Origin of the sequence: Thioalkalivibrio sp. ALE9, from assembly GCF_000377445.1 — a bacterium.
Classification (GTDB): Bacteria; Pseudomonadota; Gammaproteobacteria; order Ectothiorhodospirales; family Ectothiorhodospiraceae; genus Thioalkalivibrio.
Genome location: NZ_KB898122.1, coordinates 179,287 through 191,148, shown reverse-complemented (window position 1 = coordinate 191,148; position 11,862 = coordinate 179,287). Strand labels below are relative to the sequence as shown.

At 68.4% G+C, this 11,862-nt stretch carries 8 protein-coding genes; all 8 read left to right on the top strand.

What is annotated here, in order from left to right:
• Positions 1-9 precede the first annotated feature (9 nt).
• Positions 10-1,572, top strand: coding sequence for a cryptochrome/photolyase family protein (locus D106_RS0100900; RefSeq protein ID WP_018878905.1), 1,563 nt, complete (start codon positions 10-12; stop codon positions 1,570-1,572).
• Positions 1,572-2,978 (top strand): deoxyribodipyrimidine photo-lyase, encoded by a 1,407-nt coding sequence (locus D106_RS0100895; protein ID WP_018878904.1) that lies wholly within the window; start codon positions 1,572-1,574, stop codon positions 2,976-2,978. The genes D106_RS0100900 and D106_RS0100895 overlap by 1 nt, the downstream gene beginning before the upstream one ends.
• Before the next feature lie 18 nt (positions 2,979-2,996).
• Entirely contained in the window at positions 2,997-3,260 is a 264-nt protein-coding gene (locus tag D106_RS0100890) for a hypothetical protein (protein ID WP_018866836.1), read from the top strand.
• A gap of 130 nt (positions 3,261-3,390) precedes the next feature.
• Positions 3,391-3,882, top strand: coding sequence for a hypothetical protein (locus D106_RS0100885; RefSeq protein WP_018866837.1), 492 nt, complete (start codon positions 3,391-3,393; stop codon positions 3,880-3,882).
• A 159-nt stretch (positions 3,883-4,041) separates the two neighbouring features.
• Positions 4,042-7,857 (top strand): AAA family ATPase, encoded by a 3,816-nt coding sequence (locus D106_RS0100880; RefSeq protein ID WP_018878903.1) that lies wholly within the window; start codon positions 4,042-4,044, stop codon positions 7,855-7,857.
• 126 nt (positions 7,858-7,983) lie between these two features.
• Complete coding sequence (locus tag D106_RS0100875; protein ID WP_018878367.1) at positions 7,984-9,066, top strand: ABC transporter ATP-binding protein; 1,083 nt, start codon at positions 7,984-7,986, stop codon at positions 9,064-9,066.
• Positions 9,066-10,109: an extracellular solute-binding protein gene (locus tag D106_RS0100870; RefSeq protein ID WP_026280525.1), complete on the top strand. Its 1,044-nt coding sequence runs from the start codon at positions 9,066-9,068 to the stop codon at positions 10,107-10,109. The genes D106_RS0100875 and D106_RS0100870 overlap by 1 nt, the downstream gene beginning before the upstream one ends.
• Positions 10,106-11,809: an iron ABC transporter permease gene (locus D106_RS0100865; protein WP_018878902.1), complete on the top strand. Its 1,704-nt coding sequence runs from the start codon at positions 10,106-10,108 to the stop codon at positions 11,807-11,809. The genes D106_RS0100870 and D106_RS0100865 overlap by 4 nt, the downstream gene beginning before the upstream one ends.
• Positions 11,810-11,862 lie beyond the last annotated feature (53 nt).

Below are 11,862 nucleotides of genomic sequence, written 5' to 3'. Positions count from 1 at the left end.
CCCGGCTCAGTGACCACCTCCGCCGCGTCCGTGCGCACCCTCCTGGTTGTGCTCGGCGACCAGCTCGCCCCCGACCACCCGGTTCTGCAGGAGCTGGACCCCGACCGGGATGCCGTGTGGATGGCCGAGGTGGCCCACGAATCCCGCCACGTCCTCTCGCATGCGGCACGCACCACCCTGTTTCTGTCGGCGATGCGCCACTTCGCCCGGCAGCTCCGCAAGGCAGGCCTGAGCGTTCACTATCGCCATCTCGGGGAGCACCCCGAGCCAACCCTGGGCGAGGCCCTGGACACCGACCTTGCACGGCTCCAGCCGACCCGGGTGATCGTCCTCCAGCCGGGGGAACATCGTGTATGCCGTCAGCTTGAGGCCACCTGCCGCACCCGGGGCGTGCCACTGGAGGTCCGCGAGGATCCACACTTCCTGGTGACGCCGGCGGCCTTCGCGCAATGGGCCGAGGGGCGCAGGCAGCTGCGCATGGAGTACTTCTACCGCCAGCAGCGAGCCGCCCTGGGCATCCTGATGCATGGCGACGAACCCGCCGGCGGACAGTGGAACTTTGACGCCGACAACCGCGGGCATTTCGGCCGGGACGGGCCGGGCCTGCTGCCGCCCCCCGTCGCCTTCGAACCCGACACGATCACGCGCGAATGCCGGGATGCCGTCGCCCGGTATCTGCCGGAACTGGCGGGCCAGACGGATGCGTTCGACTGGCCGGTCACCCCGGAACAGGCACAACAGGCCCTGGCCGACTTCATCCAGCACCGCCTGCCCATGTTCGGCACCTATCAGGACGCGATGTGGACCGACCAGCCGTGGCTCTATCACGCCCGCCTGTCCGCCGCGCTCAACCTGCACCTGATCCATCCGCGCTCGGTGATCGACGCGGCGGAACAGGCCTGGCGCGACGGCCACGCGCCGCTCCCCGCGGTCGAGGGGTTCATCCGGCAGATCCTAGGCTGGCGCGAATACGTGCGCGGGCTGTACTTCCACTTTGGCGAGGCCTGGCACGCATGGAACGCCCTGGAGGCGGAGCAGCCGTTGCCGGCCCTCTACTGGGATGCCGACACCTCCATGCAGTGCCTGCACCAGGCCGTGGGCCAGACCCTGAAACGCGGCTACGCGCACCATATCCAGCGACTGATGGTCACCGGGCTGTTCGCCCAGCTCCTGGGCGTGCGCCCGGCCGAGATCCACGCCTGGTATCTGGGTATCTACGTCGATGCCGTGGAGTGGGTGGAGCTCCCCAACGTGGTCGGCATGTCGCAGTATGCCGACGGCGGCCGCATGGCCTCCAAGCCGTACGTCGCCACCGGCCGCTACATTCAGCGCATGAGCAACTACTGCCGGCACTGCCCGTTCGACCCGGCCGAGGCCCTCGGCGCGAAGGCCTGTCCGTTCACCACGCTCTACTGGGACTTCCTCGACCGTCACCGCGAGCGCTTCGCCCGCCACCCGCGCACCGCGCTGCAGTGGAAGCACCTCGAGAAGATGGACCCCGAACGCCTCGAGGCCATCCGCGCCCAGGCCCGCCACATCCGCAACACACTCGCGCAGGGAGACCGTATCTGATGCCGCGCCCCGGCCCCACCCTCGTCTGGCTGCGCCGCGACCTCCGCCTGACCGACCAGCCTGCCCTGCACGCCGCCAGCGAGCGCGGCGGGCCGGTCATCCCGGTGTTCATCCATGCCCCGGAGGACGAGGCGCCCTGGCAACCGGGGGCCGCATCCCGCTGGTGGCTGCACCACAGCCTGCAGGCCCTGGACCAGGACCTTTGCAAGAACGGTTCGCGCCTGATCCTGCGCGCCGGCCCCGCCCTCGACACGCTGCGGGCCCTGGTACGCGAGACCGGCGCCACCGCCGTCTACTGGAACCGCCTGTACGACCCCGCCCGGGTCCTGCGCGACCCGGAGATCAAGGCCGGCCTGCGCGCCGATGACCTCGAAGTCCACAGCTTCAATGCCCACCTGCTGGTCGAACCCTGGGAGGTCGAGACCGGCCAGGGCCGGCCCTACAAGGTCTTCACCCCATTCTGGAAGGCCTGCCTGCACCGCGGCATTGATCGCGACCCGCTGCCCGCGCCCAACGACCTGCCGCCCCCCGATGCCTGGCCCGCCAGCCTGCACCCGGAAGACCTCGGACTCCTGCCCGAGATCGACTGGGCCGGGGGCCTGCGCGCCGCCTGGGCGCCCGGGGAGGACGCGGCCCACCAGCGGCTGACGCAATTCCTCGACGGCGCGCTGCACGCCTACGCCAGCGAACGCGACCGCCCGGACCACGACGGTACCTCGCGCCTGTCACCGCATCTGCACTTCGGCGAGATCTCCCCGCGCCAGATCCTGCGCGCCCTGCGCCAGACCGGCCTGCACCCGGACCACGGAGGACCCAAGGCCTTCGTGCGCGAGCTCGGCTGGCGCGACTTCGCCCATCACGTGCTCTATCACTTCCCGCACACCCCGGAACGACCGCTGAACCCGCGCTTCGAGGCCTTCCCCTGGCGCGAGGACGCGGCGGCCCTGCGCGCCTGGCAGCAGGGCCGCACTGGGCTCCCGATCGTCGATGCCGCCATGCACCAGTTGTGGGAGACCGGCTGGATGCACAACCGCCTGCGCATGGTGGTCGGCTCCTTCCTGACCAAGAACCTGCGCCTGCACTGGCAGCATGGCGCGCACTGGTTCTGGGACACCCTGGTGGATGCCGACCTCGCCGCCAACACCCTGGGCTGGCAGTGGGCCGGAGGCTGCGGCGCCGATGCCGCGCCCTACTTTCGCGTGTTCAACCCGCAAACCCAGGGCGAACGCCACGACCCCGACGGCGCCTTCGTGCGCCGCTTCGTCCCCGTACTCAAGGACGTCGAAACGCGGTATATTCACGCGCCCGGCGCCGGCGGCGCACGCGGCTATCCGGCCCCCATCGTGGACCTGAAAGCCAGCCGCCAGGCCGCACTCGAGGCCTTCCAGGCCATCAAAGACCACTGATCGAAACAGGCCCCTACCATGAGCTTCTCCGAACAGAACCTGCAGTACCCCAAGGACGTGAGCTACAACTTCAGCCGCTACGACGACACCACCCCGGTACGCGTCACCCACGAGGGCAAGCGCTTCATCGGCCAGCTGCTGAACCACGAGGCTCCCTACCGTATCCGCGTCACCGAGGAGGTCGTCAGCCCGGGCGCCTCGCGCTTCATCCCGGTGCGCGAGATCCAGGTCCAGACCCTCGAAGCCGTGGAATATCTGCACAACGGCCACCACGGGCACTGAGCCGCTGCCGACGGCCGCGCCCGACTCCGGGCGCGGCCGTTCCCCCGGCGTCGACCCGACATCGCTGCACGCAGCGCGCGCGGGACTGCTACTCTCGTAACAGGACCTCCGCCGAAAAGGGACGACTGCCATGCACCGCTTACTTGCATCTTTCCTGCTTGGTGCCCTGCTGCTCCCCGGCCTGGCACTCGCCGACAAACCCGGCGATCAGCGTGCCATTGCCGGCATGGACACCGGGCGCATCCTCTGGGACATCACCATCGGCGAACCCGACCGGCTGATCGCCCGCCTGAGCGTGATCCGCGAGACCTACGACGACATGCAGCGCCAGGGCCTGGAGCCGGAGATGGTGTTTGCCTTCCGGGGCGGCGCGGCGGGGCTGATCGCCCGCTCTACCGACCACCTCGATATCGAGGACGTCTCCGCCGTGCGCCATATCCACGAACGGCTGGAGGGCCTGCTGGAACTGGACGGCATCCACATGGAGGCCTGCAGCATTGCCACGCGGCGCTTCGACCTCGAACAGGACGACCTGCTGCCCGGGATTCACCTGGTCGGCAACACGTTCCTCTCGATCATGGGCTACGAAAACCAGGGCTATGCAACCATCCGCATTGACTGACCCCGGCCGCGGAATGCCGGTACAATCAACCCGGACGGAGATGGGGCCCGCCCCTGCACCGCAAATGCGGCGGCGGCCCGGTACACGAACGCCCTGACCGGATCGCGGAAGGCCACAAACGGCCGCTGACGAAGAAGACGGGAGACCTGCTTGGCGCATATGGAAATCACGACCTTCGGCACCGTCGGCGTGCGCGTGGAGGACCGTGACATACCCGCTCTCTCCGGGACGAAACTCGGCCTGCTCCTCACCTATGTGGCGGCCGAGAGCCCGCGGCGTATCCCGCGCGAGGAACTGGCGCGCCTGTTCTGGCCCGACTTGGACGCCGACAGCGCCCGGGTCAACCTGCGCCAGGGCCTGTTCCAGCTGCGTCGCCAGCTACCCGCCGGCGACCCGCCCCTGCTCGACACGACGCCCCGCTATGTGCGCTTCCAGCCGCAACCGGACTCGCGCATCGACTTCCTCACCCTGCAGCGTGCGCGCTCCGAGCGCCGCACGACCGAGGGGCGGGAGACCACGGCACCCCCGCCGGACCTGGCCATTGTGTGCGAGTACCGCGGACACTTCCTCGAGGGCCTGCGCGCCCTGCAGGACCTGCCGGAACTATCCGCCTGGGCCCAGTCCCAGCGCGACCATCACTGGCAGAATCTTCTGGTCTTCATCGGCCACAATCTCCCCGAACTCGCCAAGCCCAACGAGGGCGAACCCCTGCTGGCCGAGCTCCACCGCCTGCTGGCCATGGAGCCCCACGACGAGACCCTGCACCACCTCCTGATGAAGGCCCTGGCGGCCAGCGGCCACCCCAAGCGCGCGCTCGAGCACTATGCCCACCTGGAGGCCGAGGCCGGCAAGCCCCCGGGCGAACTGCTGGCGCGCACGCGTGAGGAAATCCTGGGCGCCGAACGCGCCGAGGCCAGCCATCAGCACGCCAGCCCCGAGGATGCCGAGCCCGCCACCCTGCGCCCCGAGCGCCGTCGGGTCACGGTCGTGGCCTGCCATGTACAGCCCGATGCCGACGCCGACATCGAGATCCAGCAGCAACAGGTCAACCGCACGCTGGAGCATGTCGACTTCGTCCTGTTGAGCCACCACGGCCATGTCGTGCCCTCGCCCGGCCATGGCCTGCTCGCCTATTTCGGCTATCCCGCCGGACGCGAAGAGGCGACGGTCGACGCCGTGCATGCCGCCTGGCAGGCGCTGGAGAGCGCCCCCGGTGACTGCCAGCTGCGCCTCGCCGTGGATACCGACCTGATCGTCACCGGCGCCGACCCGGATCTGCCCGACCCCGCCGGCCAGCTCACCGCCCGCGTACACGAGTGCGCCCAGCGCGCCGACCCCGGCACCCTGCGCGTCAGCGCACCCACCCATGCCCGCGTGTCCGGCTACTTCAGCTTCCGCGAGGCGGAGGACGGCACGGGCGCCTACCGCGTCACCGGCGATCCCGGTCCGCTGGACCGCGTGGATGCCCAGACCCTGCGTGGCCTGACGCCGCTGACCGGCCGCAGCCCGGAACTGCAGGCACTGCGTAGCCACTGGGATCAGGTGCTCGACCGCGACGAGGTCCGCTTCGTGCTGGTTCAGGGCGAGGCCGGTCTGGGCAAGAGCCGCCTGGCCCGCGGGCTCGATCTCCAGGTCCGCGGCCAGGCCCGCTCACGCTACCTGCTCAAGTGCCGCGAGGACCGCGCCCGCCAGCTCCTGGCCCCGGTACGCCAGGCCTTCGCCACCTGGATGGGACACGACACCCTGCGCGATGCCCGAAAGCGCCGACTCGCCGGCGCCCTCAAGCATGCCGGGGTCGCCCCGGAGCTTGCGCCACGCCTGGCCCACTGGCTCACCCATCCGGACGCCGACGGCCCCGAAAGCCTCGCCCACGAAGGGCTGGACCGCGACCGCATCATCGACACCCTGGTCGAACTGGTGCAGCGGCGCGCCGCCCACGGTCCGACCCTCCTGATCTGCGACGATCTCCACTGGATGGACTCGGGCACGGCGGAGTTCCTGCGCCGGCTGTACCAGCGCCTGCAGCACCAGCCCCTGATGGCCATCCTGACCGCGCGCATGAGCTTCCGCTCCTCCTGGCGCGATCTCTCGCTGCAGCACATCCGACTGCACGGCCTGGACGATGCCGCCGCCCGCGACCTGGTCGATCGCCTGGACCCCCACGGCCGCCTGGCCAGCGGCGTGCGCGACCAGCTGGTCGAACGCGGCGAAGGCGTGCCGCTGTTCCTCGAGGAACTTACGCGGTATACTCTGGAGGCTGCCCGCAGCGGTCAGCTCCCGGACACCCTGCCACCCGGTCTCTCCAACCTGCTGGTCGCACGCCTGGAACAGCTGGGCAGCGCGCGAGAACTGGCCCATTCGGCCGCGGTCATCGGCCGCGACTTCGATACCCGCATCCTCAGCCGACTGCGCGGTCAGCCCGCCGACACCATCCGGCGGCAGCTGACCCGGCTGACCGGAAAGGGGTTCATCGAACCCGCCGGCATGGTGGACGGCGTGCGCTATCGCTTCCGCCACGCCCTGTTCCGCCAGGCAGCCTACGAATCGATGCTGCTGAGTGAACGCACGCGCCTGCACGGCCAGCTGGCCGACCTGATGCAGGAAGACGGCGAGAACGGCATGCAGACCGCGGACTGGGGCCGCATCGCCAGCCACCTCTACCATGCCGCTCGCTACCCCGAGGCGGTCAGCGCCTGGCTGCATGCCGGCGAGGCGGCGTTCGCGCGCGGCCTCCTGCCCGAGGCCTCGCACTACTTCGAGGATGCCCTGGCCTGCCTGGAGCGCCATCCGGCAGCTCACAAGGAACATGACCCGACGGATTTGGAACACAACACGCTGCGGGCCCTCGGCGGGCTCGGCGCGTCCAATCTGGCCCTGCTGGGCTACGGTTCGCGCACGGTCAATGACATCTTCGAACGGGCCATGCACCTGACCGCGCCGGAGCAGGATCCGGTGCAGTACTTCCGCGTGCTGTGGGGTTTGTGGCACGGCGCCGGCTCCTGGCATGGCTTCACCGAGGCCCACCGTCTCGCCGGGGAGATGGAACAGCTCGCCGAGCGATCCGGCGACCGCCTGCTGCGGATCGCCGCCCATTACGTACAGGGCAACACCCACTTCTGGACCGGTCGCTTCGCCGAGGCCCTGGAACATCAGACCCGGGCGGTGGAGCTCTATCGCGAGGAAGACCACGCCGCCCTGGTAGCCCGGCACACCGAGAACCCGGCCATCAGCGCGCGCGGCTTCATGGCCTGGACGCTGCTCCACCTGGGGAACCACGCGCGCGCCTGGGCCGAGATGGACACCGCCTGCGAGCAGGCGGACGCACTCGGCCATCGGCCCACCGAGGCCTTCGTGCAGGCCTTCCGCGCCGTGCTCGGCTTCTACAGCGGGGATCCGGACTCCACCCTGCCGGCGGCACGCCGAACGCTCGCCATCGCGCGCGATTACGACTACCCGCTGTGGCGCGCCGCCGGCATCACCCTCGAGAGCTGGGCCCTCGCCCGCCAGGGACAAGCCGACGCCTGTCAGGCCATCGAGCAGCAGGTGGAGGCGATGCGTCACATCATGGACGGGGTCAACACCATCTTCCAGTACATCCTGCTGGACGCCCTGCAGGCCAGCGGCACCGCGGCGGACCAGCGCCTGAGCGTCGCCGACGTCGCCCTGGCCGGCTGCCGCAAGCGGGGCGACCTCGCGTTCGAAGCGCCGATCCGGCGCCTGCGCGCCGTGGCCCTGCTCGACCAGAGCCAGGGACGCGACGAAGAAGGCTGGCACGAACTCGAGCGCGCCCGCCGTATCGCCCACGAACAGGGCAACCCCAATATCGAGCGCCAGACCCTGCTGGATCATGCACGGTATGCGACGGATCCCCAGATAGAGTCCTGGGCCGAGCGCGAACTCCTGCGCATCAACCACTGCATCATTCCCCGCCCGCACCCGGACGAACCCCGCCAGCGCGACCCCCGCCTCGCCTGAACCGGTTCCGGTTCCACACTCGCGGGCAATGCAACGAAAGCTTCATTCGCGCGCAACAAAACCTCGATACCGCTGTAACGATACTGCCCTAGTCTGAGCGCTCGCTCTTTCCCCAAGGCATGTGTCATGCAAACGCCCAACAGCGACCCGCTGCTTGAGTGTCGGCAACTTCGCAAGACCTTCGGGTCGCATACCGCCCTTGATTCCATCGACCTTCAGGTTCATCCCGGCGAATGCCAGGTCCTGCTCGGGCCCTCCGGCTGCGGCAAGACCACACTCCTGAATCTGGTCGCGGGGTCGCTGGCGGCCGATGGCGGGACCCTCTCGATCGCGGGGACGGTCATGGATGACCCAGCGCGCTCTATTCACCAGCCGATGCAGACGCGCGGGCTGGCGATGGTCTTTCAGAATCACAGTCTGTGGCCGCACATGAATGTGGAACAGAACGTGGGCTTCGGACTGAAACTGCGGGGGACCACATCCTCGCAGCGGCGCCGACAGGTCATGGAGATTCTCGAACGCCTCCAGATTGCCGAGTTTGCGGACCGGGCCATATCCACATTATCAGGCGGCCAGCAGCAGCGGGTGGCGATCGCCCGCGCGCTGGTCGTCCGTCCGCGCCTGCTGTTGATGGACGAACCTCTTTCGGCACTCGATGCCCGTCTGAAAGAAGAACTCAAGTCCGAGATCGCACTGCTCATCCGCGACACCGGACAGACCGTCGTGTATGTCACCCACGATCAGGGTGAGGCGTTCGCACTCGGCGACCGCATCGCCCTGATGGCGGATGGCCGCATCGCACAGAACAGTACCCCCGAGGCCATCTACCAGAGCCCCAGCAATCGCTTCGTCGCCGAGTTCATCGGCAGCGCGAACATCCTGGCATTCGAGCGTCGGGGTGACGAGATCGTCCTCGACAATGCCTTGCGCCTGGCGGCCACCAACGGGCTGCCCGCCAATGGGCACCTTGTGGTGCGCCGGGAGGATATTGACCTGTCACCTGGCAAGGCACCGCCTCCGGATGCGCGCCCCAATGGGGTGCTGCCGGGTTCCGTACGCCACTCGCGCTTTCTCGGGGACCGCCACGAGATCCTCCTGGATCTGGACCAGGGCATGCGTCTGCGGGCCTTTCACCGTTCGGCACTCGCCTGCGGCGAAACCGTCGGCATCAGCCTGGACCTCCAGCGCGCCCACGTCGTTCGCAACTGATGGGCATCCGCAGCCTTCTATTGCTCGCCGGTCTTGCGGTCGCGCTTCCGAGTCTGAGCGGGTGCACGGGATCATCCTCGAATGACGACACGCTGGTGGTCTATTCCGCGGGGCCCCGGCCTCTGATCGAACACATCGTTGAGGCGTTCGAAGCCCGGCACGACGTCCGCGTCGACCTCTTCGCCGCCACCACCGGGCAGGTCATGGCGAAGCTGGAGGCGGAACGCTATCGCAACCGCGCGGATGTGGTGATTTTCGCCTCGGAACTCGCGGCCGAGGCCCTGAAGCGAGACGGACGCCTGAGACCGTACCGACCCTCTGGGGTCGAGCAAACCGACGCCGACTGGCACGACCCGGACGGCTATTTCCATGCGACGGCCGCCGCGCTCGTGGGCGTCGCCGTACGCAAGGATCGCCCGCTGGGCGATGCGGCATCGATCGACTGGCCCGATCTGATGCGGGCACCTCATGCCGCGCGGACAGTCATGCCGTCGCCGTCACGATCGGGAGCCACCGGCGACTTCCTGGTGAATTTCGCCCAGGTCCAGGGAGACGAGCTGTGGCCCGCGTTCATCGACGCCCGGACGGATGGACTCGACTTCGCGGCGGCCAACAGCCAGGCCATCGGCGGGCTCGTGACCGGCGCATACGACGCGATCCTGGGCGTGGTGGACTACCTTGTCCTGCGCCAACAGGTCCGCAATCCCGAAGTCGAGATGCGCTACCCGACCAGTGGCGCGGCCATGGTTCGGCGGCCGATCGTGATCCTCGACGAGGCGCACGCGCCCGGACTGGCCGAGGCATTTGTCGACTTTTACTTCTCCGAATTCGCCCAGGAGGCGGTGGCCGAACAGCACCTGATCCCGGCCCGGGAGGGTATCGCGAACAGTCCGGAACGGCAGGCAGCCTACGAAGGCATGCCTCCGATCCTGGCGCTGGACCGGAGCCAGGCACTCGCGGCTCAGAACCGGCTGCTGCGCCAGTTTCAGCTCCGGGTTGAACGCGCGGAGATCCCGCGGGCGGTGCGGAGCCCGGCCCCATGATCACCGTGGCATCCGCGGCCACGCGCCCTTTCGTCCTGTCGTGGGCCAGCACCCGGCTCCCGGTGCTGCTGGTCGCGGCCCTCTTGCTGCTGGGTGCGGGCTATCCCCTGGCGCTGTTGTTCCTGACCAGCATCTTCCCCGAAATCATGGGAGGGCGCTTCGAGGGCTTTCTCGATGCCTATCGCCGGATCGGCGAAACCGACGGCATCAGCTCCATGTTGTGGAACTCGTTTGCCTGGGCGGGCGCAACCACTGTTGTCAGCTGGATCCTCGGGGTGCCCTGCGGCTACCTGCTCGCACGGACCAATCTGCCCGGGAAACTGTGGGCGCGGCTTTCGCTGTTGGTTCCGATCATGACCCCGCCCTACATCGCGGCGCTGTCCTACATCCTGGTGATGCAGGACGGCGGGTTCTTCGACCAGCTACTGGGACCGATGCCCGAGGCGCTGCGCGCCTGGTTCTTTTCGTTCTGGGGAGTGACGCTCGTCATGGCGCTGGCCTCCTTTGGCTACGTCGCGCTGGCCACCGAGGCCGCACTGGCCTCCATACCGCGTCGCCTCGAAACCGCAGCGGCACAGTTGGGTGCCAGCTGGAGCCAGACCCTGCGCGCCATCATCATCCCGCTGATGTTGCCGGCGCTATTCAACTCCGGCCTGCTTGTGTTTCTCGAGGCGCTGTCGAATTTTGGTGTTCCCGCGGTCCTGGGCACACGCGCCAACCTGCCGCTGTTACCCGCCGAAATCTTCTACCTGGTGACCAGCTGGCCGCTCGACCTCGCGCTGGCCACGGCCCTGTCTTCCCTTCTGTGCCTGATCGCCCTGATCGCGCTGTACGGATCGCGCCTGCTGGCCAGCTTCATGGGCGGCGGCCGTTACGAACCCGAAACCCCGCATCAATTCCAGCTGGGGCCCGGGGCGCGCATCATCGGAGTGGCCTGGTTTGCGGGGCTGTTCGCTCTGTCCACGCTGCTGCCCTACTTCGCCATGCTGGTCACCAGCATCGCGGACCAGTGGCAAGGCGCACTCCCCAGCCTGACCCTCGACCATTACCGCGCCATCCTGATACCGGGTTCGCGGGGGTCGGAGGCGTTGTTCACCAGCCTGTGGCTGGCCTTCGCCGCCGCGACCATCAGCATCTTTCTCGGCGCGTGGATCGCCTATGTAATCTCGCGAACGCATGGCTGGCTGCGCCATGCGCTGGAGGGCCTGGCAACCCTGCCACGCGTCATCCCCAAGATTGTTCTGGCAGTCGGCCTGATCCTCGCCTGGAACGCATTCTGGGTGCCCGTCTCCCCCTACAACACGGTGTGGATGCTGCTGCTGGCCTATGTGGTGATCTACATCACCGACGCCCTGAACTACGCCAACAGCCGCCTGCAGTCGATGGATCCGGCGCTTGAACATGCGGCTTCGATCCTCGGCGCCAGCCGCTGGCGCGTGTTCTTCCAGGTCGTTCTGCCTCAGCTCAAGCCTGTGCTGCTGGCCGCCTGGCTGACCACATTCATCGTCACCATGCGCGAGCTCGTGGCCTCCATCTTGCTGCTTCCTCCGGGCGTAGACACCTCCGCCACCTTCATCTTCAACCAGTTCGAGCAGGGCGACCTCGCCGTCGCGATGGCCATGGCCAGCATCACCATCGCCTTGAGCTCGATCGTCCTGGTCGTGTTCCAGATTCGGAGCCGCCCCCGCGCTCCCACCTGATCACGCCTCAAGGCGTGTACCCATCACACCCGGTTCGCGGGACTCATGCCGGG